Here is a 24,353-nt window from a genome sequence, read left to right on the forward strand (position 1 = left end):
TACAGAACTTTCTAATTACAAGTTACGCATCAGATTACTGGAGCTTCTAATTGACCAACGAACTTTTGATTTCAGTAGTTTCGCTTGTCGCTGCGCTTTTTTCGGCCTTATATGCCGCTAGGAGCGTTCGTATCGCACAGAAAGCGCTATCAATTGCGCAAGAGGAGTTTAATTCCAAAAAGGAAAAATTGAAGCTCTATCTAATTGAAGGGATCAACTATCGATGTTCGGATGATGAATACATCTTTGGGTTTAATCTTTCAGTTATCAATCAGGCATCTGCGCCAAATGCCATCCAAAGAATTGAGCTATTAATTACATTTATTCGGAAAGATGGGACTATAGGTAATTTGATTCTTCAGCATTCTCCGGCCTTGAAAAATTCAATAATAGGACATGAGGTTACGCCCTTTGTCTCACCTGTAGAAATAGCAGAAAAATCCGCCGTCACTAACTGGTGTATGTTTCAGTTTGACCCTCACCTGATTCAATCTGGTCGTGTCGATAAATATACTCTGAGAGTTTCAGACTCTGTTGGTGAGGTAAGCGAAGTAGATTCATATTTGATAAAGGAGTATCGGATTGTTTGAGCGTTTAGTAACTATAACCACAGTCTCCATTATTGATGATGGCGTAATTATCGATCCAGAATGGGCCAATGGTAGGCCAATACCAGCAATTATTGTTGACGCAAAAGAACGTCAAGATATTGTAGAGTACATAAATGCTCACAGAACGCAGCCACCGGGAGATGTTTTAGTTCAGTGGGGTACGGCTTTAACCTCGAAAAATAAGATTCTTCTGATCATAAGAAGTTCTCGCCCTGTTGAAATAGAATTCGCAATTGGGTTTAGCGCAAATAAGCACCATGCTTTAGTTGACGGCGTTTTGCGGAATAACGGGTTTTATCTCTTGGAAGGCAAGTCGGGTGACAAGGTTAGCTCTCTAATGATGGAAGATAAAGGTAGAATCCTTATTGAGGTGCCAGCCACAGGTTTTGAGCCAACATGGGATAAAATACTACGAAAAACTATCAGTAAAATATTTAAGCAGCAAGGGCTTGGCAAGAAACAGGTTGAGAATGCTGTGAAGGACTACCTAAAAAGCATGAGAGAATTTTGGCACACCAGAAGAGATTCATAACAAGACAAATTAACTCTGACCGCAAAACCGCTGCGCGCTTTTTGCGTCGGGTTATTTGCGGCGTTAAATGAGCAGTTTCTGATATAAACCGGCCATTCAGAAATCAACCACGAAGGTCTCAAATTGGCCGAAACTAGCCTATTCCAGTCAAACCACCACTTCCACTTCGTACCCCGAATATTTGCGGATATTGATCACGCCGCTGTCGAAGATCAAGTATTGGCCTTTGATACCTTCTAAAATGCCGGAAACTAATGGCTCTTTATCGAAATTAAACGATTTCACCTTGCTGGGGTATTGCAGCACCGGATAGTCCAGGGTGAGTGGTTCGGCATCGCTGAGCAGCTGCAGCGGACTGTCGGGAAATTGCGCGGCGATGGTTTCCAACTGTTCGGCGCATTCGGTGAGCAAGCCATCGCGGATGGCCGGCAGATCCAAGGGTGCGGTGTTGTTTTTCAACATTTGCTGCCAGCTGGTTTTGTCGCTGACGTGTTGCGCCAAGGTGACTTCGATCAAACCCGACAGATGACGAGACGCGACCTTAAAAATGGGTAAGGCCTGCACCGCGCCTTGATCAATCCAACGGGTTGGGGTTTGCGACTGGCGGGTGATGCCGACCTTGATACCGGAAGAGTTGGCTAGGTATACGATATGCGGTTGAAAGCAAAACTCCTCGCCCCAATTCGGTTCGCGGCAGGTGCCGGCGGCGTAGTGGCAGGTTTCCGGCTTCATGATGCACATATCGCACTGCGCCAGTTTGATAAAGCAGGGGTAGCAATAGCCTTGATTGAAGCTTTTGTTGGTTTTTTTCGCGCAATGCACGCAAAAGATTTGGCCGGTGTAACGTAGCGTGAGTTTTTTGCCCAACAGCGGGTTCAATTCGATTGCCTGCTCGCCGACCGGCAAGCGGTATTGCACCGGCTCCGCCAATGCGCTGGTCATTTTTTGCAGACTGCCTAACACTTGATTTAATCCCGATAGCCCAATAACGGCGGCTATAATGACAGCGTTTCCAGCGTACTCAAAGAGGATTCGATGTCATTCATGCAAGTTGCTGCGGGTGGCAATATTCCGTTTGAAATAAATGTGGTGGTCGAGATTCCCGCATTCAGCGATCCGGTCAAATACGAGGTGGATAAACATACCGGCGCTCTGACGGTGGACCGCTTCATGGGCACCGCCATGCAATATCCCTGCAATTACGGCTACATTCCGCAAACTTTGTCGGAAGACGGCGATCCGGTGGACGTGATGATCATCACTCCGGCACCTTTGCTAAGCGGTTGCGTGATCAATTGCCGGCCGGTAGGTGTGTTGAAAATGATAGACGAAGCCGGCCCTGATCCCAAGCTGTTGGCGGTACCTGTGCCGCGCTTGACGCCGTTTTACAATCACGTCAACGATTACAAGGATTTGCAACCGGACAAGTTGGCCAAGATCACCCATTTTTTCCAACACTACAAAGATCTGGAAGAAGGCAAATGGGTCTGTGTGGAAGGTTGGGGTGGCCTTGAAGATGCGCGGCAGGAAATTCTGGATAGTGTCGGCCGCTATAAAACGTCGCATAGCAGCCGTCGCTAATCCGTTGTACTTTGGTTAGCTGTTCGTTTGGGATAATTTCAGTTTTTTCGCACGGTACATCGCGCTATCGGCTCGGTTTAGTAGGTCAAGACTGCTTTGTCCGTCGTGGTGATAGATGGCCGCGCCTATGCTGGCACTGATAGCAACCGGCTTGCCCGCAATGCTGCAAGTTTCTGCCAGCTGGGACTGAATTTTTTCTATCACCGCCGCTACGCTGTGATCAGCATCGACTTCACCCAACAACACCAAAAATTCGTCGCCGCCGTAACGGCAAGCGGTGTCGCCGTAGCGCAGACAAGCCGACAAGCGTTCCGCCACTTCTTTCAGTAATTGGTCGCCGGCCGCGTGGCCGAGTTCGTCGTTGATGTTTTTGAATTCGTCCAGATCGATAAACAATAGTGCGACTGGCCGTTGCTGACGATCCGCTTGGGCCATGGCCTGTTGCAGTCTATCCAGTAATAAAACTCGATTCGGTAAACCGGTTAATTCGTCGTGGTGTGCGCAATGCAGCGCTTGCCTGTAATTCTCGTTACTTTCCAGTAACTGTTGTTCCAAGGTTTTGCGGGTGGCATTCAGTGATTCGATTTGTCGGCGGGCATCGGCCAGCTGTTGTTGGCTAATAGCCAGGGCGCGTTCCAATGCGGCAAGCTCGGCTCGGGATTGATTCAATTGACAGCATTCGCTGTCGCTTTCGCATACCGGTGTTTGGTTAAGCCAGTGCTGGGCGACGATGGGCGATACAACAGTATATCTATGGTGTTGGAGTCTGATTCGGTTATCCATCACAGCGCCTCCATTAAGTCAGTGGCTGAATCGATGGCAGTCAGCACTGCGCTAGAGAAGATCGAATTATCAACTTTCATGACAATAACCCATATGAATTGAGTGGCCGGAAATCTCGTTAACCGAGGTTTGTTGGCTTAACTGGATCAATTCTTGTGCCAGACGCGCGGGCTTTAAAGCTGTTGTTGGGTAACTGCCTGTTGTTGAAGGAGTTTGGCAGGAATGAAAAAATGGAAGAGGGGCTGGATAATGCGGGATATGGGGGCTAAATGCAGACGGTATTTCGTCAATATTACGAAATACCGTATTCCCAGGCTTGGATAGCTGCGGAGAATTGACGGTAACTTAGGTTTTTTGTTCGATAACCAGGTTTTTTTGCAGTTCTTGCGGCGGTACTGGGTGGGTCGGTTTTTGATATGCCGCCAAAATTTGTTTTACGTAATTGCGGGTTTCTTGATAGGGCGGGATACCTTGATAACGTTCTACCGCGCCTTCACCGGCGTTATAAGCGGCCAGCACTAAATCGACTTTACCTTCGAAATGTCTTAGCAGCCAGTGTAGATAAGCGGTGCCGCCTTTGATGTTTTGGATCGGATTCCAGCTGTCTTTTACCCCAAAACGCTCGGCGGTTTCCGGAATGAGTTGCATCAGGCCTTGGGCATTTTTACCGGATAGCGCGCTGGGGTTGAAAGCCGATTCGGCCTGAATCACCGCCATGATCAGTTGCGGATCGATGCTGTAAATGGGGGCAATTTCTTTTACCCAAGCCTCTACCCGTTCGCGGTTAGGATTGGGATCAGCGACCAGCTTCACTTCGGGTTCCGGAGTCGGTGGTTGGCAGGCGGGGTCGTCACTGGGTGTGACATCGCCGAAACGGGTCAGCATTTGCTTGGCGTGACTATCGCCGTGTTCCGCCGCTTGTTTAAACCAGTGACTGGCCAGCGGAATGCTACGAGCCACGCCGCGGCCGTTGAAATACATAAAGCCGATGCTGTAAGCCGATTCGGCATCGCCTTGCAGCGCGGCCTTGCAGTACATATCAAAAGCTTGATGGTAATCTTGTTTGACAGTGCGGCCGTGTTCGAAATCGGCAGCGGTCTTGCGGATTTGTTCCAGATTAACCGGCGCTACGTCCTGAGCATTAGCGATTTGGGTGGTGAGGCTCAAGCACAGGGCAAGTAGCGATTGGCGTTTCAAGTTCATAAAATTCTCGTTCTGTATTGCTGAGACTAGGCTCTTCTAAACCCGGCCGGACAAGGATTGAAGCGTCAATCCTCCAAGCTTCCAGCTACCGTATACATTGCAAGTGCTTGATCGCCCATATGGCCGAGTTTCCGTGCAATTGCGCTTGATTGCATCCCGCAGGATGTTGGCAAACCTTGAAATAGTTCCGGGGCCGCTGAGGGTGTTAGCTTTACCGGAACTGCTTCAAGGTTGTCCGCACTATACCGCCTGTTTTGCTGAGGCTATATTGCCCATATGGGCAGGTAAGTCTGGCGCGAATATATCACAGGGTTAATTTTACGGCGATTTAAACTGTTGTTTTTGATGTGGTTGTGGCGGATCTGCCGGCGCGGAGCCTGGTTTGGCTCGCGGTTTTCATTAGTACAGAACAGACAAAATCATCCCCTGATTTCTTATCAAGATGACTTGCCGCAGAATTTTCAGGATTGGCCGGCAAATTTGCTCCTACGAGAAATTGCGCTGACTAAGCCCATGCCCAAAGACATCAGCAGGAAGCCGCCAGGTAGAGGCACCGTCGCGGGTGGCGGCACTATTGTGACACCGCTGAAATTCACTTGCTGTAGCCCGCCAAAATCAAAAGCAAGTGCGGTATCAAACGCTTCGTCGCCCCAGTTGATCACCCCAAACTCGAGAAAATACGATCCGGTTGCGGTGAACGAGTAAGCGGACTTAATCCAGCCGGTCGGGCCACAGGTGTTGGCGTTATCCCAGCAAATGCCGCTTGAACCACCCAACGGTATCCAGCTTGTGCCAGCCGCAGCAAAGCCAATGGTGTTACCGTCATTCAATACCGCATCGAGCTCATCCGGTAAGTTGTTATCTACCTGACGATCCAACACGTTACCGGGCACGACATTACCGGTGGCGGAATTGGTGCTGCGGGCTGTAAACAACCAAGCGGCAGTGTTGTGGGTATCCGCATTGACCAAGCGCGCCCAGGCGTAGTCGTCATAACCACGGCCATCGGTTGAAATGTAATTGAATTGCAAAGTCAGCGTGTCATTCGCATTGGCACTGAAAGCATTCGATTGAATTTTCGAGCCATTGGTTTGGTTCTCGGTGCCGCGTCCTTCATCCCTCAGAACCAAAGGCGAAACACCATAAACACCGCCGGATGTCGACACGTAACCGAACTGAGCGTTTCCAGTCGGTGAGTTATTGACCGTATTGTCCCCGTAAATCAGCCCAGCTGCGCCGCTTGCCGTCCAGGTGTTATTGCTTAAGGAAATATTGGCAGCTTGCGCGGTAGGTAGCACAAGCGCCCCGCTTAAACTGAGGGCGATGAGGGGAGTGCGCGTAATTTTCATGATTTTACCTTTTTATTCTGTGTATGGATAAGGCTCAGGGTTTTAATGAATAAGCCGCACCAATCTCATTAGATCGTGCTGTTTGCCTGGTTCGTCGGCGAAACTTATTTCGCGGTGTATTCCATGTGGCGGCAAAAAGGTTCAATGCAGGAGGTCGGTTTTCAGCAAAGCAACTTTAGAATCTAAGGTTTAAGCTTTGGCGGCGCGGACTGCTTGCAAAATAAGCTGTTCCTATACATCAAAGGTCGAGTTTGCCATAATTCCAAGAACTGATCTTTTGGGGGCATGAACATTAACAAGCGAATTTTGTTGGGGGTTTGCGGCGGTATCGCGGCTTATAAAGCGGCGGAGCTGGTGCGCTTGTTGCGGAAGCAAGGCCATGAAGTTCGCGTAGTGATGACCGCAGCAGCCCGCCAGTTTGTTACGCCGCTGACCTTTCAGGCCTTGAGCGGTCATGCCGTACATGGCGATTTGCTGGATGTCGAGCAGGAACAGGCCATGAGCCATATCCATTTGGCACGCTGGGCAGATCTATTGCTGATTGCGCCGGCGACCGCCGATACCTTGGCGAAAATGGCGCATGGTTTGGCGGATGATTTGCTATCTACCTTGTATCTTGCGGCCGAGTGCCCAGTATGGGTCGCGCCGGCGATGAACCAGGCAATGTGGGGTAAACCGGTAACCCAAGAGAACGTTGTCAGGCTGCAAAGCCATGGTGTGCATTGTATCGGCCCGGCCGCTGGCGAGCAGGCCTGCGGCGAGCAAGGCTTGGGGCGCATGGTCGAGCCGGCCGAGATTTGCCGGCAACTGCTGGCGCCTGAGCAGCCCGGTTTTCTGTCGGGCATTAACCTAGTCATCAGTGCCGGACCGACGCGAGAGCCGCTTGATCCGGTGCGGTACATCACTAACCGCAGTTCGGGCAAAATGGGTTATGCCTTGGCGACCGCAGCCCTATCAGCCGGCGCCAAAGTGACACTGGTGAGTGGCCCGGTCAACTTAGCCGCGCCGGCCGGCGCCAAACTTATTCCAGTGGAAACCGCCTTGCAAATGTATGATGCAGTGATGATGCATAGCCGGATTGCAGATATTTACATTGGTGCGGCGGCGGTAGCGGATTACCGGCCGCAACAGCTGGCTGATAGCAAGATAAAAAAGGCTGGCGACACCAGCAATATAGCCTTGGTAAAAAATCCGGACATCATTGCCGCGGTGGCTGAACTGCAACCAAAACCCTTGGTTGTGGGATTCGCCGCGGAAACCGACGATCTGGAAAATTACGCCAAACACAAGCTGCAAAGCAAACACCTGGACCTGATCGCCGCGAATTGGGTCGGGCAGGTTGAAGGCGGTTTCGAGAGTGATCGCAACGCCTTGCAAGTATTTTGGTCGGGAGGTCAACAAATCCTGCCGATGACCGATAAACATACCTTAGCCGCGCAGCTGCTTAAACTGATAGCCGAGAAATTCCATGAAAAAAATCCAGTTAAAAATTCTTGATCCGCGTCTGGGCCGGGAGATTGCTTTGCCCGCCTACGCTACCCAAGGCTCTGCGGGGCTGGATTTGCGCGCCTGTCTGGATCAGGCCTTGACCTTGCAGCCGGGCGAAACGGCCCTGATACCTACCGGCCTAGCCATTCATATCGACGATCCGCATTTGGCGGCGGTATTGCTGCCGCGCTCGGGCCTGGGGCACAAGCACGGCATCGTGCTGGGTAATTTGGTGGGTTTGATCGATTCTGATTACCAGGGGCAGGTGTTTATCTCCTGCTGGAATCGTGGCAATAGCGCATTTACCGTCGAGATAGGTGAACGCATCGCGCAAATGGTGTTTGTGCCGGTGGTGCAGGCCGAGTTTGAGTGCGTCGCCGATTTCGACGAAAGCCATCGCGGCAGCGGCGGTTTTGGACACAGCGGCCGGCACTAAGCGGAGTCGCGACGGATGGGACGCATATTTAGCATAGTAGCGGGCATCGCGGCGCTGATGGTGTTATTGGCCGGTGGCGGCGCCTATTGGTTTTCCGCGGCCCAGGTCAGGGAAACCCAGCAAACCAGTACCACGGCCATTGCCAGCGGCATGACAGTCAGCATCGTCAGCCAGATCGAAACCTTGCAGCGGGTCATCGACGGTCTGGCGCAGGCGCCGGATGTGGTGGCGGCACTTGCCAGCGATAGCCACAATCCAGCGACCTTGGATAATGTCGCTGCCAGGCTACAGAATACGATTCCACAAGCGCTACGTGTGCGCTTGTTGCCGGCGACGGTCAGCGAGCCGGATCTTAGCCAAGTGCCGAATATGGGCTTTGCCGATTTGGAAATGGTGCGCGCCACGCTGACCGCCAAGCAAAAGCCCTTCGTGCAAGGTGAAGGCGAGCATCGGCATTTGGCAATGACGGCTGCGGTCAGTCAAAACCAGCAGGTAATCGGCGTGATTTTGGTTAGTTTAAAGCCGGATTTATTGCAACAGCTGATTAGCAAGACTACTGTCGGCAACGGTTATGTGGAGATTAAGCAAGAGCAGGCGGTATTGGCTAGTGTCGGCATGCAGGAATTGAAGGCGGAGGAGCCGCAAGTGATGCCGCTGACTAACAGCCGGTGGTCGTTGGAGCTTTCCATAGGTGGCGGCACCAGTACCGACGACATCATTTTATTTTCCTGCATTATCTTGATCCCCGCTTTATTGGGTTGCTTGGCGTTTTTTATCGGTTATCGCAAATTGGCCGATTATCTGCATCATGACCAAAGCAGTATTTTAAAGGCCGCCAAGGACATGATGACCGGCAAGCAAGTTGGCCACTATCCGGTGCAACTCGATGAAATGCGGCCGATTATTTCGACTTTGGCGCAGTTTAAACGCATCCTGGAGCAAGAAAAAAGCCCGAGTAAAGTACCTGAAGAGTCGGGTGAATTCGACTTTTTCGACGAGTCGTTCGACATCGATTTTATTGAAGAGTCGCCTAAAACCGCCGAACACTATGCCAGTGTGCCGGTCAGTTTGGGCACGGCGCCGATCAGCATGGCCGAGCAGGCGCCGCTTAGTGCGGTTGCTCCCGCCGAGAAATCGGCGCCCGTGGCGATGCCGAGCGTTGCGCCGACGGCAGGCGAGTCTTTTGCAGATATTTTCCGTACTTATGATATTCGCGGCATTGTCGGGCGCGGCTTGACGCCGGAAACGGTGCGCAATATCGGCCGGGCTTTGGGCAGCGAAGCCAGGCAGCTAAATATCAAGACTATTGTGATGGGCAGGGACGGCCGGCTATCCAGCCCCGGCTTGGCGGATGCGTTGGCAAAAGGCATTACCGAAGCCGGTTGCGATGTATTAAACATTGGCCTGGTGCCGACGCCGCTGCTGTATTTTGTCACCCAGCACAGCGAAGGCCGTAGTGGTGTGATGATTACCGGTAGCCACAACCCGGCCGACTATAATGGCCTGAAACTGGTTTTGAACGGTGAAACTTTATCCGGCGACAAGATTCAACAATTAAAAAAACGCATTGAGGCCGGTGATTTTAGCGAAGGCACGCCGGGTTCCATCGAGCTGAATAGCCTATTCAGCAACGAATATATCGGCATGATTTCCGACGATGTGCATTTGGTTAGACCGATGAAAGTGGCTGTCGATTGCGGCAATGGTGCCGCCGGGCAGTTGGCTCCCATTCTGTTACGTACCATGGGTTGCGAAGTGATCGAGTTGTATTGCGAGATTGACGGCAATTTTCCCAATCATCATCCCGATCCCAGCAAGCCGGAAAATCTGGGCGATCTGATTAAGGCCGTACAGCATTACGAAGCTGATATAGGCGTCGCCTTTGATGGCGACGGCGACCGAATCGGCGTGGTCGATTCCGGCGGCAAAATTATTTGGCCGGATCGGCAAATGATGCTGTATGCCCGCGATGTCTTGGCCAATAAACCGGGAGCGGAGATCATTTACGACGTGAAATGCTCCCGGCATTTACACGATCAAATCGTCAAACGCGGCGGTCGGCCGTTGATGTGGAAAAGCGGCCATTCGCTGATGAAAGCCAAACTCAAGGAAACTACGGCGGCGCTGGCCGGTGAGATGAGTGGACATATTTTCTTTAACGACCGTTGGTTTGGTTTCGACGACGCCCTATACGCGGCGGCGCGGCTGATTGAAATTCTGTCTGCTGATATGCGTAGCAGTAGCGACGTATTTGCCGAACTGCCGGATAGTATCAATACACCGGAGCTGCATGTGCCGATGGCAGAAGGCGAAGGCATCCGCTTCGTGGAACAGCTATTCAGCCAGGCCAAGTTTAAGGACGGCAAGATCATCAATATCGACGGCATGCGCGTCGAATTTGCCGACGGCTGGGGCCTGGTCAGAGCCTCTAATACCACACCGGTTCTAACCGTGCGTTTTGAAGCGGATAGCCAGGATGCGATGCAACGTATTCAAGCTCAATTCAGGCAGCTGATGCTGCAAATCAAACCCGATATCAAACTACCTTTTTAATTGTTAGTGATTATGAAAGAAAAAACCGCGCACCAGATTGCCCACGTTCTTATCGAAGCCTTGCCGTATATTCAAAAATTCAAGGGCAAAACCGTTGTGATTAAATTCGGCGGCAATGCGATGGTCGATGATGCGTTGAAACACAGCTTCGCCCGCGACATCGTGTTGATGAAGCTGGTAGGTATTAATCCTATCGTCGTGCATGGCGGCGGGCCGCAAATCGGCGACTTGTTAAAACGCCTGGGTAAAACCTCGGAGTTTATCGACGGCATGCGCGTAACCGACAGCGAAACCATGGATGTGGTGGAAATGGTGTTGGGCGGTCTGGTAAACAAAGAGATCGTGAATATGATCAATATGCAGGGTGGCAAGGCGGTAGGTCTGACCGGTAAGGACGGCAATTTCATTCATGCCCGTAAAATCAACATGACCAAGGCCGGCGCGACGCTGGACGATGCTCCGGAAATCATTGATCTGGGCCATGTCGGCGAAGTCAGCAGTATCGATCCGGCGGTGGTGGAAATGTTGGGTAACAGCGATTTTATTCCGGTGATCGCGCCGATTGGCGTGGGTAAGGACGGACATTCCTACAATATCAATGCGGATTTGGTGGCCGGTAAGGTTGCCGAAGTGTTAAAAGCTGAAAAGCTGATGCTGTTGACCAACATCCCCGGCATTATGGACAGACAGGGCAATTTGCTGACCGGTCTGACCTTGACCGATATTGATAATCTGATTGCCGATGGCACGATTTCCGGGGGGATGATTCCGAAAACCCGCTGCGGCACTGATGCGTTGAAGGGCGGTGTGACCAGTGTGCATATCATCGACGGGCGGGTCGAGCACGCGGTGTTGCTGGAGCTGTTCACCGATCAGGGCGTCGGTACCTTATTGTTGCGCCGCTAAGCTGGATTGAATGAATGGTGCAAAGGCTTGGCGAATACTTTGTGCCTTTGCTCCTGAACATAATTCGTTGCCCAGGCTGGATTGGCGGCAGCGAATATCCAGAAATATCTGCAAAGTGTTGTTACGCTCCAGTAGCGATACCGACAGGCTTAAATCGTCGTCTTTCTGCGGTGCCGCGCGCATGATCAGCTTCTCGCTTTCCACGTCTTGGCCGGTGGTGGAGTGAGTCGCGACAAACTCGCCGGCGACTTTCCAGGCTTTTTCGCATTGCCCGGCGTCCTGGCAAACAAACAGACCTAACTCGTTGCTGGCGTTACTGGCCGCTAAACTATCGCCGTTGACCGGTTTTCCGTCGTTGTTGTTGGCTTGGGTGAGGAATTGAAAGCGCGCTATGTCGGCTTTGAATTCTTTTTCGCTGTTTTGTCTGTCTTGTTGGTGACGCAAAAGCTCTTGTTTGCCCGCTTCTATCTGTTGTTTGCTGGCGGCAATATCCGCCAGTAATTTCGGCGGTATCTTGCTGCCGCCGCGCTCAAGATTGGCGGCTTGTTGCTGTTGCTGCTGCAATTGCAGTTGAATGCGTTCGATATTGCCTTCAATCACTTTTTGCCCGGCATCGAAGGATGCCATTTTATTGCTCAAGGCTTTATTCATATCATCAATGTTACGAAAAGTGCTCAGCAGGACTTTGTCGTTGGCGTTTTGCCTGGCAATGATCTTTTCCTGTTCCTTGCGTAGCGCATCCAGCCGCTTTTGCTGGGCTATTTGTTCGGCGGTTTTGGCTTTTTCAAGCACATCGAGCACGCGGGCTTTCTCGCTTAATGTTTCCCGTTTGTGCTTTACCTGATCCGGCGGTACTTGGTCGGAGAAATAGACGTTACCGTTTTCATCCACCCAACGATACATTTTTTTGGCATATGCCGGCTGACCCAATGCACATAGCAAAGCTAGAGCGACAAATGAGGTTCGTTTGAAGGGGGCATGTCGCATGGCAATACTGGCTAGAGGCCTAGCCCAGTAGGCTGACCAATTGATGCAAGGGCGGCAAAATCATCATTTTTGCCAGTTGCAACAATACCAGCGCCACCAGCGGCGATAAATCTATCCCGCCCAGGTCGGGTAAAACCTTGCGACACACGTTCAGCAGCGGATCAGTCAAACTGTACAAAATCGATGAGGCGGAGCCGTAGCTGCCGGGGGCGAACCAACTGAGGATGGCGCCGGCAAAAATGGCGTAAACGAAAATATCGATCAGCATTTTCAGCAAGTCGGTAAACGACAATAACGTCAAAGCCACAAAACTCACGGACAAGCCTTTAATAGCCAGTATCGAGAAGTTGGCGATTATTTGCAGCAACAAGGCCAGTACCAGAGAAGAGCTATCGATGCGGCCGATAGACGGGATGAAACGGCGCATGATCCTTAGTGGCGGATGGGTGATTTTCACCAGAAATTGCGATACTGGGTTGTAAAAATCGGCCTGGGTCCATTGCAACAAGAAGCGTAATGCCACCGCTAGAATATACAAAGAAAACAGCGTATCGATTAGGAACACTATCGGGTCGGTCATGTAATTGCTGCCCATTAGTCGGCTCCTAGTTGTTTTGACATTTCAATGGAACGGTCATTGGCGGCATGCAAGGCTTTGGCAACCAGTTCGACAAAACCGTTTTGCATAAATGTTTCTATGGCTTGTTGAGTGGTGCCCCCCGGCGAGGTAACTCTGGCGCGCAATTGGGCCGGCGATTCGGCCGATTCCAAAGCAATTTTCGCGGCGCCCAGCGCGGTTTGTTGTATCAGCAGTCTGGCGGAACGTTCGTCCAGGCCCAATTCCAGGGCGGCTTTTTCCATCGCTTCCATCAGCAGGAAGAAATAGGCCGGTCCGCTGCCGGAGACGGCGGTCACCGCGTCAAGTTGGTTTTCGTCGTTGACCCACAGGGCCAAACCGACAGCGCGTAAAATATTTTCGGCCAGATCTTTTTGTTCGTCATCAACATTGGCGTTGGCGTGCAATGCGGTTGCACCGGTTTGCACCAGTGCCGGTGTGTTTGGCATGCAGCGCACGATAGCGACCTCGCTACCTAGCCACTTAGACAGGCTTTGTTGGGAAATGCCGGCGGCAATCGATACGACCAGTACATTCTTTTGTTTCAGGTTGGGAGCGATTTGCAAAGCAACATCGCGCAATATTTGCGGTTTAACTGCCAGCACCACGACTTCGACTTCGTTAATGACTGTCTCGTTGTTGGCGGTAGTATTGACATGAAGTTGATCGGTGTGAGCCTGCAACGTGGCGGGCGTGGTATCCGACACCCAGATCTGCTGCGGTGAATGGCCGCTGGCAATCAAGCCGCTGATTAGACTGGTTGCCATATTGCCGCCACCAATAAAACCGATTGTTTTTGTTTTCATAGCTTACTGATTAGTCTGTTGAATTGTTACGGAAACCGCTTTTCGCGATGCATTCTACATGACAATGGTGGCGTCGCAGAGAATCTCAAGTCGTTACGGATTTTTGCAAGCCGATATGCCGGGGGCGGATACCTAACAGTATCAGCGCCGAACTATAAATCAAGATTGCCGAGCCGATTGTTATCCCCAGGTGCAGGCCTCGTTGCGACGCGCTCCAATCGAGCCAAAGCGTCACGTCGACAAAATAATATAAAAACGCCGACATCACTGCGTTGGCCACCACAACCCGTAGTATGAATATTAGCCATTGCTCGCTAGGCTGGTAAATGCGGGTTTTTAACAACGTCAACAATAGCAGGAGCGCGTTCAGGTAAGCAGACAAGGTAGTTGCCAGGGCGATGCCCATATGCGCGAAGGGAAATGCCAGCAGAACACCCAATATGATATTCGCGACGATGGAATGCATACCAAAACGCATCGGCGTTTGCGTATCCTGGCGGGAAGTGAAGCCTGGAACCAAGATCTTGATCAACATAAAGGCCAGTAAGCCTAGCGCATAAGCCATCAGGCTTTTGCCTGCCATCCGCACATCGTCACTGCCGAATTCATTATATTGAAACAGCGTTGATAACAAGGGTTCGGCTAGTAATGTTAAGCCCAGGGTAGCAGGCAGGCCGATCAGTAACACCAGTTTCAAGCCCCAGTCCAACGCTTTGGAAAAGGCCAGGGCATCTTCAGCGGCATGGTTCTCGGACAATCTCGGCAAAATGACTGTCGCCAGCGCTACACCCAAAATTCCGAGCGGAAACTCCACCAGTCTATCGGAGTAGTACAGCCAAGAAACGCTACCCGAAGTTAAAAATGAGGCTACCAGAGTGCCGAACAGTAAATTGACTTGCACCACGGAGACCCCAAAAATGGCGGGGAGCATCTGCTTGAGCATGTGTTGCACCGCTGGGTCTTGGTAGCCCCAGCGAGGCCTGGGTAGCAAGCCGAGCCTTATCAGTGCAGGGATTTGAAATAACAGTTGCACTACGCCGGCGCCAAATACGCCCCACGCTAAAGCCATAATCGGTTCGGCCATTAACGGCGAAATCCAGATTGCAGCGCCTATCATGCAAATGTTCAGAAATACCGGAGTCAGTGCCGGAATGGCGAATTTGCCACGTGCGTTCAAAATCGCGCCGGAGAATGCAACCAGCGTAACGAAGAACAAATACGGGAAGGTGATGCGCAGCATTTGCACAGCCAGTTCGTACTGGCCGCCTTCCCACAGAAAGCCGGGTGCAAAAAGCAGGATCAGCAACGGCGCTGCAATGACGCCCGCCACTGTGAATAACACCAACAAGACTGCCAAGGTGCCGGCGGTGCGGTCGATAAACAGTTGCAAACCTTCCTCGCTGTCTTTTTCGTTATAATCGGACAGGGCTGGTACAAAAGCTTGGGCGAACGCGCCTTCCATGAACAAGCGGCGTAGAAAGTTCGGAATCCTGAAGGCCACGAAAAACGCATCGGTTGCCGCGTTAACGCCAAAAATGTTGGCAAATAGCATGTCTCTTACAAAACCCATGATCCGCGAAATCATGGTCATACTGCTAACGATTGCGGTGGATTTAAACAGCTGCTTGCTCACTGCAGGCCTCAGATTGAGTTTGGAAACACTAAAAATTTGACAATCATAACATCCAAAATGATAATACGCGGTTCCAGATTAACTCAAAAGAACTGATAGACTATGGCTAATTCACCACAAGCTAGAAAAAGAGCGCGTCAGGCTGAGAAAAGCCGTATTCGCAATGCCGGACAGCGCAGCAACTTACGCACTTTCGTAAAAAAAGTGATCGCCGCTGTTAGAGCAGGCGATAAAGAGCAAGCTCAAGCCGCGTTTAAAACCGCTGTTCCTGTAATCGATTCGGCTGTTAACAAAGGCCTGATCCACAAAAATAAAGCCGCTCGCAGCAAAAGCAGACTAAACGACAGACTGCGCGCAATGGCTTGATCTCGACGCAAATTCGATAGATCAGCAAGGCCTATGCAACAGATGTTGCTTGGGCCTTTTTTATGCGCGGCGGTTTTATCTCGCGCAGATACCAGATGCTCTGGTTCCTAATCTTTCCGATAATCAAAGGTTGTTAGCTTTCAAGCAACTTATTTGGAATAAGTTGCTTGCGGCGCGTGGACATGCTGCTAATCTGATAGCTTTCAGCTCATCAGTCTAAGGTACTGTCATGAATAACCAAGACCAAGCCAAACTGCGTTGGGGCATTCTCGGCGCGGCCCGCATCAACGAACGCTTATTGCCGGCAATAGTCGAAGCATCCAATGCCGAACTGATTGGTATCGCCAGCCGCCGTCCCGGGGCTGCGGCGCAAACGTTGGCTAAATATGCCCCCTGCCATCCTGAGATACAGAGTTACGACAATTTAGATTCTCTGCTCAACGACGATGACGTACAAGCCATTTATTTGCCGATGGCGAATCATGAACACGCTGAATGGACCTTACGTGCCATCGAACATCGCAAGCATGTGCTGTGCGAAAAACCGATGGCGCTGACGGTTGCCGATATAGATGCGATTGAAACCGCAGCTCGCCGTTACGGGGTGACCGTGATGGAAGGCTTTATGTATCGTTTCCATCCGCAACATACCCGAGTATTGGAGTTGATCGGTTCCGGACTGATAGGTGAAATTCGATCAGTACGTGCCAGTTATTCGTTCATGATGCGCCCGGCCCGGATGTATCGTTTAGCCGACGATGTTTCGCATGGTGGTGGTGCGATGTGGGATATTGGCTGCTATGCAATTCATTCGCTGCGAATGTTTTTTCAGCAATCCCCTTGCCGGGTAACGGCGTTGTCCAAATACGTGGAAAGCGGCGCCGACATCGCCACTAGCGGCGTGCTGGATTTCGGCGAAGGCAAATTCGCACATTTCGATTTCAGCTTTGAACGGGCTCGGCGCTGCGAATACGAAATCATCGGTACCCAAGGGGGTATCAAATGTCATGTGGTTTGGCAATTGCCCGGTGATGTCCCGGTGATTTCTTGGTGGACCGAGGACGGTCGCCAGTCCGAAGAGCGCTTGCCGGCTTCCAATCACTTCCGTCTGGAGATTGAACATTTCAGCAATTGCGTGTTGAGTGGTCAGGGGCCGCAGTTGTCCCTAGCCGACGCCCGCGACAATTGCAGAACGATAGTGGCCGCATTGCAATCGGCGGCGGAAGGTCGGGTCGTCGAAATTTAATGGCAACAAGGCGAGGACGTCTGAGCGAGTGCTGTCAAACTCTGCAAAAAGGCCATGTCTTTGAGCCTCGTTCGCGTTTAATTCATTTGAGTTTGCGGCATCAGGAGCTTGTCGATGAGCGAGAAAATATTATCCAAAATTGTTCGGCGTGATGCCTTACGTATCGGCGTGATGCTGAGTGTTCTTCAAGTGGGTTCTGTATGCGCCGTTGACGTGGTACAAGCCCGGAAAGATTTGCAGCAAATGGGTGTCGAATACACGGAACAGCAATTCGCGACCTCGGCTGGAGCGGGCGATATGGCGGCGGTGCGATTATTTCTGGATGCGGGAATGGATATCAACGCTGGCGATAGTGCCGCTTTGGGGTTGGCGGCCGGTAGAGGGCGGACGGAAATGGTGGAACTGCTATTGGCGAACGGCGCCAAGCCGACAGCCAATGCGCTACAGTTTGCGAGAGCCCGAGGTCATCGGGAAATTGCGAATATGCTGCTTCGAGCCGGGGCGAAGGAATAGCGGCCATGTACGCTCAGATTTGAGTGATTGATGGGCATGCCAGGATTTTTCAACAAGAACGGAAAGGCGCGACTCCCTCAGAATAGCTAGAGGGAGCCACGCGGAGACTTAACGCGCGAGTTTTTTTCGGCCGTTGATTCCCAAAATACCTAAGGCTGAGCCAAACAACCAAATCGCCGCTGGTACGGGCACTGCGGCAATATTGCTGGCGAACAACTGGTTATGGAATTCGATATTGCCGTTAAACGACTGAGCAACCAATTGGCCGTTCAATTGCCCGTAACCGCCGAATACGTTGGCCCAGGGTGCTAGAATCGAGCCTTGAGGGTTCTTGCTGCCCGCTAACGTTAGCGACGTTGCGTCATAGAAATTGTAGATGACGTGTGTGGCGTCTATGCCGTTAAGATTGACTTGGCCGTTTTGAAAGACTTGGCCGGTGCCGCTGACATTGATCAACACGGTGGAGTTGCTGGGAGCGCTGATGTTGATCGTATTGCTGGCGGTCAGTTCGGCGCCGTCTATGTCAAACACGTTGAGTTCGCTATTGTTGCCGGTCAAATTCAGCGTGCCGTAATTGTTGCCGACACTGCCGTTGGCGGTCAAAGCGTTCCAGGCGTTCGAGATATTTTGATATTGGGTTTGCGCACCGGAAAAATCCACCAATGTTTGCGCGAAGACGCCGCCATTGGCGGTAAAGCTGCTTAGCAGGGTGCCGCCTGCATAGATGCTGCCGTTCTGACCGTTGCCTACACCGCCGTTGTTGGCGGTTAGCGTGCCGTTTACGACCAAACGGGCTGCGTTGCCACTGATTTGCGAGGCCACCGAATAGTTGGCCAATGTAATATTGCCGCCGGCAGCCAAGTTGCCCTCTGTATCGGAATTTGAGCTGATGAAGTTGCCGAATACGAAAACATTGTAGTCGCTGGCCGGCCCTACCAAGGCTGCATGGGCTGGAGAGATGGCGGCAGCCAATAATAAACTGGTAGTTGCTATAGTGTGTGACAAACGCATTTTCCTTTAACCTTGAATAAGTATGATGGCGGGATGCCTTAAATTGATAATGTGTCGACAATATCCGTTCCTATGCGGAAATGTCGTAAGCAAAACCGACGGTTCAAACAAGAGCGTGGCGATAAATACGTGACCACGCCGTTGATCGACCGGGGAAGTTGGCTTTTACCGATTCGAGACCTACATTAAGTGACGAGCCGTTAATAGTCGCTTATCCCGGATTGCGGCGATAAACCATGCACTTCCGGCGACCATTCTATCTGATTTGAATTTCGGGTGATACGGCCGTTGGTACAGGTGACTGCCGGGTTAGCAAACTGCTAACCCGGCAGCTTATTCGAAGCCGTTTTTATTGGCTAAATGTCAATCCGTCATTTGCGACATCGATTTTGATCGAGTCCCCAGGGATGAAGCGTCCTGACAAAATCTCATTAGCCAGCGGATTTTCCAATTGCCGTTGTATCGCCCGTTTCAAAGGCCGCGCGCCATAAACCGGATCGAAGCCGGCTTCGCCGAGTAAATCCAGCGCGGTTTCGCTAACCTCCATGCCAATGTCTTTTTCCTGCAGGCGACGGCGCAACAATTCGATCTGAATTTTACAGATGGCGCGGATTTGGCCCTGGCCGAGCGGATGGAAGACCACTGCTTCATCGACCCGATTGATGAATTCCGGCCGGAACTGCTGAGCTACAATCTCCATCACCGCATCTTTCATTTCGACATAGTTGTCTTCGCCCGCCAGTTCCTGGATCACGCTGGAGCCCAGGTTGGAGGTCATTACCACCACGGTGTTTTTAAAGTCGACGGTGCGACCCTGTCCATCCGTCAAACGGCCGTCGTCAAGCACTTGCAGCAATACGTTAAAGACGTCGTTATGGGCTTTCTCGATTTCGTCAAGCAGGATGACCGAGTAGGGTTTCCGGCGCACGGCCTCAGTTAGGTAGCCGCCTTCTTCATAACCGACATAGCCGGGAGGTGCGCCGATCAAACGGGCCACGGAATGTTTCTCCATGAACTCCGACATGTCGATGCGCACCATTGCTTCCTCGGTGTCGAACATGAATTCCGCCAGTGCCTTGCACAATTCGGTTTTACCCACGCCGGTTGGGCCGAGGAACAGGAAGGAACCGTTGGGCCGGTTCGGATCGGACAGACCCGCGCGGGAGCGGCGAATGGCGTTGCTGACGGCTTTCAGGGCTTCGGTTTGGCCGATTACCCGTTTGCCCAGCTCTTCTTCCATGCGCAGCAATTTTTCGCGCTCACCTTCCATCATTTTCGAGACTGGAATGCCGGTCCATTTCGAAACCACTTCGGCGATTTCTTCTTCCGTGACCTTGCTGCGCAGCAGGGTGGTTTCCTGCATTTCTGCTTGCGAAGCCAAGTCCAGTTCTTTCTCCAGTTTGGGTATGTCGCCGTATTGCAGCTCGGACATGCGCGCGTAATCCTGGCTGCGGCGGGCCGCTTCCAGTTCCAGGCGGGCATGTTCCAGGCGTTCCTTGATCGTTGCAGTGCCTTGCAATGCCGCTTTCTCGGCTTTCCAGATTTCTTCCAAATCGGAATATTCTTTTTCCAAGTCGGCGATTTCCACTTGCAGGATTTCCAGGCGCTTTTTTGAGGCCGCGTCGCTTTCGTTTTTCATGGCCTCGCGTTCGATTTTCAATTGAATCAAACGCCTGTCAAGTTTATCCATCGATTCCGGTTTGGAGTCCATTTCCATCCGGATCCGGCTGGCGGCTTCGTCGATCAAGTCGATGGCTTTGTCCGGCAATTGCCGATCAGAAATATAGCGGTGCGACAGCATGGCGGCGGCAACGATGGCCGGGTCGGTGATGTCGACGCTGTGGTGGATTTCGTAACGTTCTTTCAAGCCGCGCAAGATGGCGATGGTGTCTTCGACGCTCGGTTCGTCGACCAGTACTTTTTGAAAACGGCGTTCCAATGCGGCGTCTTTCTCGATGTATTGCCGATATTCGTCCAGGGTAGTGGCGCCGACGCAATGCAGTTCGCCGCGAGCCAGCGCCGGTTTCAGCATATTGCCGGCATCCATCGCACCTTCGGCTTTGCCGGCGCCGACCATGGTGTGCAGCTCGTCGATAAACAAGATGATCTGGCCTTCCTGTTTGGCAACGTCATTAAGTACGGCTTTCAGACGCTCCTCAAACTCGCCGCGAAACTTGGCGCCGGCGATTAGCGCAGCCATATCTAGGGACAATAGCTGCTTACCTTTGATACCTTCCGGCACTTCGCCGTTAACGATGCGCTGCGCCAGACCCTCGACAATGGCAGTTTTACCGACGCCGGGTTCGCCGATCAATACCGGGTTGTTTTTGGTGCGGCGTTGTAAGACCTGGATGGTGCGGCGGATTTCGTCGTCGCGGCCGATCACTGGGTCGAGTTTGCCTTGCTCGGCACGTTCGGTCAGGTTGATGGTGTATTTTTTCAAGGCCTGGCGTTGATCTTCGGCGTTGGCATCGTTGACGTTCTGGCCGCCGCGCATGTTTTCGATGGCTTTTTCCACGGCCGAAGCGGTGACGCCTGCTTGCTTGAGGATTTTTTGTAAGGAGCCGCTGGCCTCCAGGGCTGCCAGCAAAAATAGTTCGCTGGAGATGAACGCATCTTTACGTTTCTGCGCCAGTTTGTCGGTCAGATTCAACATCCGCGACAATTCGTTGGAAATCTGCACATCGCCGCCGGCGCCGGAGACGCTGGCCAGACGATCAATCTCTTTGTTTAACTCATTGCGCAAGGCGTTGACCTGAATGCCAACCTGCATCAGTAACGGTTTGATACTGCCGCCTTCCTGATCGATCAACGCCAACATTACGTGCACCGGCTCGATGAACTGGTGGTCCTTGCCTAGGGCCATGCTTTGCGCGTCGCTGAGCGCCTGTTGAAATTTACTGGTTAATTTATCCATTCGCATGCTGCGTACCTCATTTGGGATATAAATTGTGTTGCCGCAGAGATGGGGCGCTACGTAACGCTTTTCAAGCGAGGGCTGGTGGATAATTCCACTATTTTTCGGGTGAAATTATTGCTACTGATTGGTGGCTTGAGATGGACATCGTTGGTAGCCTTGATAAATGATTCAAAGTACAATGCTCGCGCTCAGATAACAGATGTTGAGGGATTATGGCCTTTGCTAGTCAGCAGGTCCGGTTGTCAATATTGTCGGTCTGCGTAACCATTAGTTTTATTTTGTAGGAGTTTTAGAAATGGCAACAGGCACTGTAAAGTGGTTCAACAACACCAAAGGGTTTGGATTTATCGAGCCTTCCGAAGGCAAGGAAGATGTGTTTGTGCATCATTCCGTAATTAAGGGCGAAGGTTTTAAAACCTTGTCTCCAGGCCAGTCGGTTCAGTTCGATATCGAATCCGGTCCTAAAGGTTTGACTGCCGCGAACGTCCTGCCCAGATAAGCGTTAACGGTTACGGGTAAAAAGGCTCTTGCTTGCAAGGGCCTTTTTTATGCCTGCTACAAAATGGATTTTTCGGTCGAGGACAATATAACCAAGCTATAATGCAGCCATCCCTTCCAAACCGGCGTAACTGACTATGGCACGCGAATTTTCTTCTTTAAAACAAATGGATACCCCAGTCAAAGTGCTGTTTACCGGCTATTTGACTACCGTGGCGGTTGGCTATCTGATGGCTTTGATCCAAATTCTGTTTACTCATGGTATGGCTGACGGCAAGTTTGGCCTGTCGATAGACGACATTGTTTACAGTTATTACGGCAATCGTTCGGGAACCGTGCTGGAAACCAAGCTGAACGGGTCCATGAAGGAGAATGCATCCGAACAGGAACGGTTCGCCATTATCCAATGGGTACGCGATGGTGCCGACAAGGACGATTTTATCGACGATGGTATCGAAAAAATCATTCAGGAACGGTGTGTGATGTGTCACAACAAAGACGCACCGGTCCCGGATTTGAGCGATTTTAAAGTGTTGAAGGAATTGACCAAGGAAGACGAAGGCGCGACCTTCAGTTCGCTGACGCGGGTGTCACATATTCACTTGTTCGGCATCAGTTTTATTTTCATGTTTGTCGGCTTGATTTTCAGTTTTTCGGAAACCAGTACCATCAAGTACAAATGTATTGCGATCGGTATGCCCTATATGTTTTTGCTGGTGGATATTTTGTCGTGGTGGTTGACGAAGCTGAACCCGATGTTCGCCTGGCTAGTGATTGTGGCGGGCGGCGGTATGGCGGTGTCGTTTGCGTTTATGTGGACGGTGTCCGTCGCGGAAATGTGGCTGTTTGACAGGGTATTCCTGGACGCTGACGGTCAGCCCAGAGTGCAGTGGAGCACAATAGTAGAAGCCAAGTTTAAGCAGGTTGGCGGAGAGGCGGCGGCGAAAAAATTAGCTGAGTTACTGAAGCAAGTCGGTGTTTACGGCTGGTCGAAATTTCAGAGCCAAGGCCTGCCATTTCTGAAAGATATCTACGTAAAAATAGTCAAGAAAGACAAATAGTTACGTAAGTGTGACTGGGTATGCAAAACACTGTAGAGAAGTTAAAGTTCCGTGCTTGGCAAGCCGATAACCGGAGCGGTATGATGCAATCTCGATTTGCAGGAGGTGTACCATGATTAGCAATGTAATGAATAGCGCAACCAGTCTGATCAGTAATGCTCAGCAAAAAGCCAGTACCGCCGCGCAAACGATTGCAAATTTGCCGGTGCAAGCTCAGGAAGTCGGCGGCTCAAAAGATGTCGGTTCGGCTGACTTATTCAAGCCGGTGCTGAGCTTGAAAGAAGCTGAGCTTGAAACTTCGGCTGGTGCCAAAATGATCAAGGTTCATGAAAAAACGCTCGGATCTCTTCTCGACGTGACGGCCTAATGGCTAACGCTGACATCATAGCCCAGCGCTTTGATGTCAGCGGCAAACGCATTCATTTCTTCAACACTCATTCTTTCCAGTTCGTCCGCTTCCATTTGAAACGATTGCCTGGCCACGCTGTAAAGCATAATTTCTTGCAGTTTAATCTGGTCAAACTGTAATTCCTGCAAAAGCGCTAAATAAGCCTGTTTTTCGCTGTCAGACCACGCTTGCCGATAATGCAACATGCAGGTTTGTAGTTTGGTTGGACAAAGGCTGGCGGCAATTTCTAGACGTTCCAATAACTTTTGCTGACTTTGGCCCGTGCTGTTGATCAACTTGCGGCCCTGTTCGGTCGCGCTATCCAGCTTGAACCATAATTCGCCGTTGTGTCTGCTCAATTCCGCCAAGCCCGCTTGCACTGTCGATTGGTGTATCAAGCTGCCATTGCTGATCAATACAAATTTGCTGGCTGGAAATACGCCGGATTCCGTGGCGATCTTGCCGATCAGATGCACGGCTTTATCAAAATCTATTAAGCTGGTCGGTTCGCCGTTGCCGGAAATGGCGATATCCTTGATAACGCGGTGATCGATTTCGACGTTAAATTGCTCAAAAAAATCGCCGTGTTGCACGTAATTTAAAAAGAAGCGCAGTTCCTGCTCCAGTAAGGCAAAATCCATTTTCGGCGCATTACCGCGCTGTAACTGCGGTACTTGGCAGTAAATACAGCGCCAGTTGCAGGCATTGTTCGGATTGAAATTGACACCTATCGATAAACCACCCGCACGGCGGGAGATGACCGGGTAAACATATTTCAGGCCAGCGACATTACGGTTGTGATTGGTGGTGGTGAGTATCGGTTTCACTTGAAATGCGCCGCGCAAACCGTAACTGGTTTACGCGGC

The 24,353-nt window shown here is 51.4% G+C and carries 24 protein-coding genes; 13 read left to right on the top strand and 11 right to left on the bottom strand.

Annotated features, from left to right (window positions below):
* The first annotated feature begins 50 nt into the window (after window positions 1–50).
* Both DDY07_RS22575 and DDY07_RS22580 read left to right on the top strand, forming a co-directional pair.
* Window positions 51–590 (top strand): hypothetical protein, encoded by a 540-nt coding sequence (locus DDY07_RS22575; RefSeq protein WP_101055312.1) that lies wholly within the window; start codon window positions 51–53, stop codon window positions 588–590.
* On the top strand, window positions 583–1,143 hold the full coding sequence (locus DDY07_RS22580) for a hypothetical protein (protein ID WP_171697538.1): 561 nt from the start codon (window positions 583–585) through the stop codon (window positions 1,141–1,143). Before DDY07_RS22575 ends, DDY07_RS22580 begins: the two co-directional genes overlap by 8 nt.
* A gap of 147 nt (window positions 1,144–1,290) precedes the next feature.
* On the opposite strand, the gene DDY07_RS22585 is transcribed toward DDY07_RS22580, so the two are convergent.
* Entirely contained in the window at window positions 1,291–2,106 is an 816-nt protein-coding gene (locus DDY07_RS22585) for a DUF2797 domain-containing protein (protein ID WP_367650900.1), read from the bottom strand.
* A 72-nt stretch (window positions 2,107–2,178) separates the two neighbouring features.
* Between DDY07_RS22585 and ppa the strand changes: the two genes are divergently transcribed.
* Complete coding sequence (ppa, locus tag DDY07_RS22590) at window positions 2,179–2,724, top strand: inorganic diphosphatase (RefSeq protein WP_033159137.1); 546 nt, start codon at window positions 2,179–2,181, stop codon at window positions 2,722–2,724.
* A 15-nt stretch (window positions 2,725–2,739) separates the two neighbouring features.
* On the opposite strand, the gene DDY07_RS22595 is transcribed toward ppa, so the two are convergent.
* From DDY07_RS22595 to DDY07_RS22605, 3 genes are all read right to left on the bottom strand, one after another.
* On the bottom strand, window positions 2,740–3,507 hold the full coding sequence (locus DDY07_RS22595) for a GGDEF domain-containing protein (RefSeq protein ID WP_171697539.1): 768 nt from the start codon (window positions 3,505–3,507) through the stop codon (window positions 2,740–2,742).
* Window positions 3,508–3,852: 345 nt separating this feature from the next.
* The gene (locus DDY07_RS22600; RefSeq protein ID WP_171697540.1) at window positions 3,853–4,710 is read right to left on the bottom strand and encodes a transglycosylase SLT domain-containing protein; all 858 of its coding nucleotides are present in this window, start codon (window positions 4,708–4,710) and stop codon (window positions 3,853–3,855) included.
* 461 nt (window positions 4,711–5,171) lie between these two features.
* Window positions 5,172–6,059: an NF038132 family protein gene (locus DDY07_RS22605; protein ID WP_171697541.1), complete on the bottom strand. Its 888-nt coding sequence runs from the start codon at window positions 6,057–6,059 to the stop codon at window positions 5,172–5,174.
* Between the two features lie 285 nt (window positions 6,060–6,344).
* Here DDY07_RS22605 and coaBC point away from each other — a divergent pair, with 285 nt between their 5' ends.
* The 4 genes from coaBC to argB are packed head-to-tail and all read left to right on the top strand — an operon-like array spanning window position 6,345 to window position 11,442.
* Window positions 6,345–7,556: a bifunctional phosphopantothenoylcysteine decarboxylase/phosphopantothenate--cysteine ligase CoaBC gene (coaBC, locus tag DDY07_RS22610; protein ID WP_171697542.1), complete on the top strand. Its 1,212-nt coding sequence runs from the start codon at window positions 6,345–6,347 to the stop codon at window positions 7,554–7,556.
* Window positions 7,528–7,983, top strand: coding sequence for a dUTP diphosphatase (gene dut, locus DDY07_RS22615; RefSeq protein ID WP_171697543.1), 456 nt, complete (start codon window positions 7,528–7,530; stop codon window positions 7,981–7,983). The genes coaBC and dut overlap by 29 nt, the downstream gene beginning before the upstream one ends.
* 15 nt (window positions 7,984–7,998) lie before the next feature.
* Entirely contained in the window at window positions 7,999–10,536 is a 2,538-nt protein-coding gene (locus tag DDY07_RS24215) for a phosphomannomutase/phosphoglucomutase (protein WP_171697544.1), read from the top strand.
* Between the two features lie 12 nt (window positions 10,537–10,548).
* A complete protein-coding gene (argB, locus tag DDY07_RS22625) occupies window positions 10,549–11,442 on the top strand; it encodes an acetylglutamate kinase (RefSeq protein WP_033159176.1) in 894 nt (297 codons plus the stop codon).
* Here argB and DDY07_RS22630 read toward each other — a convergent pair.
* From DDY07_RS22630 to murJ, 4 genes are all read right to left on the bottom strand, one after another.
* Window positions 11,425–12,429, bottom strand: coding sequence for a DUF4124 domain-containing protein (locus DDY07_RS22630; protein ID WP_253734580.1), 1,005 nt, complete (start codon window positions 12,427–12,429; stop codon window positions 11,425–11,427). The genes argB and DDY07_RS22630 overlap by 18 nt on opposite strands.
* 19 nt (window positions 12,430–12,448) lie before the next feature.
* On the bottom strand, window positions 12,449–13,024 hold the full coding sequence (locus tag DDY07_RS22635; protein WP_171697545.1) for a YggT family protein: 576 nt from the start codon (window positions 13,022–13,024) through the stop codon (window positions 12,449–12,451).
* Complete coding sequence (gene proC / locus DDY07_RS22640; RefSeq protein WP_171697546.1) at window positions 13,024–13,851, bottom strand: pyrroline-5-carboxylate reductase; 828 nt, start codon at window positions 13,849–13,851, stop codon at window positions 13,024–13,026. The genes DDY07_RS22635 and proC overlap by 1 nt, the downstream gene beginning before the upstream one ends.
* Window positions 13,852–13,936: 85 nt before the next feature.
* Window positions 13,937–15,484 (bottom strand): murein biosynthesis integral membrane protein MurJ, encoded by a 1,548-nt coding sequence (gene murJ / locus DDY07_RS22645; RefSeq protein ID WP_171697547.1) that lies wholly within the window; start codon window positions 15,482–15,484, stop codon window positions 13,937–13,939.
* Window positions 15,485–15,586: 102 nt separating this feature from the next.
* Here murJ and rpsT point away from each other — a divergent pair, with 102 nt between their 5' ends.
* From rpsT to DDY07_RS22660, 3 genes are all read left to right on the top strand, one after another.
* Window positions 15,587–15,850 (top strand): 30S ribosomal protein S20, encoded by a 264-nt coding sequence (gene rpsT, locus DDY07_RS22650; RefSeq protein ID WP_020483383.1) that lies wholly within the window; start codon window positions 15,587–15,589, stop codon window positions 15,848–15,850.
* A 229-nt stretch (window positions 15,851–16,079) separates the two neighbouring features.
* The gene (locus tag DDY07_RS22655) at window positions 16,080–17,096 is read left to right on the top strand and encodes a Gfo/Idh/MocA family protein (RefSeq protein ID WP_171697548.1); all 1,017 of its coding nucleotides are present in this window, start codon (window positions 16,080–16,082) and stop codon (window positions 17,094–17,096) included.
* Window positions 17,097–17,210: 114 nt separating this feature from the next.
* Window positions 17,211–17,609 (top strand): ankyrin repeat domain-containing protein, encoded by a 399-nt coding sequence (locus DDY07_RS22660; protein WP_171697549.1) that lies wholly within the window; start codon window positions 17,211–17,213, stop codon window positions 17,607–17,609.
* A 108-nt stretch (window positions 17,610–17,717) separates the two neighbouring features.
* Here the strand turns inward: DDY07_RS22660 and DDY07_RS22665 are convergent, their stop codons facing one another.
* Together DDY07_RS22665 and clpB are read right to left on the bottom strand one after the other, a co-directional pair.
* Window positions 17,718–18,614, bottom strand: coding sequence for a choice-of-anchor A family protein (locus DDY07_RS22665; RefSeq protein WP_171697550.1), 897 nt, complete (start codon window positions 18,612–18,614; stop codon window positions 17,718–17,720).
* A gap of 355 nt (window positions 18,615–18,969) precedes the next feature.
* The gene (gene clpB / locus DDY07_RS22670; RefSeq protein ID WP_171697551.1) at window positions 18,970–21,543 is read right to left on the bottom strand and encodes an ATP-dependent chaperone ClpB; all 2,574 of its coding nucleotides are present in this window, start codon (window positions 21,541–21,543) and stop codon (window positions 18,970–18,972) included.
* Between the two features lie 292 nt (window positions 21,544–21,835).
* Between clpB and DDY07_RS22675 the strand changes: the two genes are divergently transcribed.
* From DDY07_RS22675 to DDY07_RS22685, 3 genes are all read left to right on the top strand, one after another.
* Complete coding sequence (locus tag DDY07_RS22675) at window positions 21,836–22,039, top strand: cold-shock protein (protein ID WP_020483379.1); 204 nt, start codon at window positions 21,836–21,838, stop codon at window positions 22,037–22,039.
* A gap of 136 nt (window positions 22,040–22,175) precedes the next feature.
* Window positions 22,176–23,099: a hypothetical protein gene (locus tag DDY07_RS22680; protein ID WP_033159149.1), complete on the top strand. Its 924-nt coding sequence runs from the start codon at window positions 22,176–22,178 to the stop codon at window positions 23,097–23,099.
* Between the two features lie 112 nt (window positions 23,100–23,211).
* Window positions 23,212–23,466: a hypothetical protein gene (locus DDY07_RS22685; RefSeq protein WP_171697552.1), complete on the top strand. Its 255-nt coding sequence runs from the start codon at window positions 23,212–23,214 to the stop codon at window positions 23,464–23,466.
* Here DDY07_RS22685 and DDY07_RS22690 read toward each other — a convergent pair.
* Window positions 23,463–24,314 (bottom strand): radical SAM protein, encoded by an 852-nt coding sequence (locus DDY07_RS22690; RefSeq protein WP_171697553.1) that lies wholly within the window; start codon window positions 24,312–24,314, stop codon window positions 23,463–23,465. The genes DDY07_RS22685 and DDY07_RS22690 overlap by 4 nt on opposite strands.
* Window positions 24,315–24,353 lie beyond the last annotated feature (39 nt).

It is taken from the genome of Methylomonas sp. ZR1 (assembly GCF_013141865.1).
Classification (GTDB): domain Bacteria; phylum Pseudomonadota; class Gammaproteobacteria; order Methylococcales; family Methylomonadaceae; genus Methylomonas.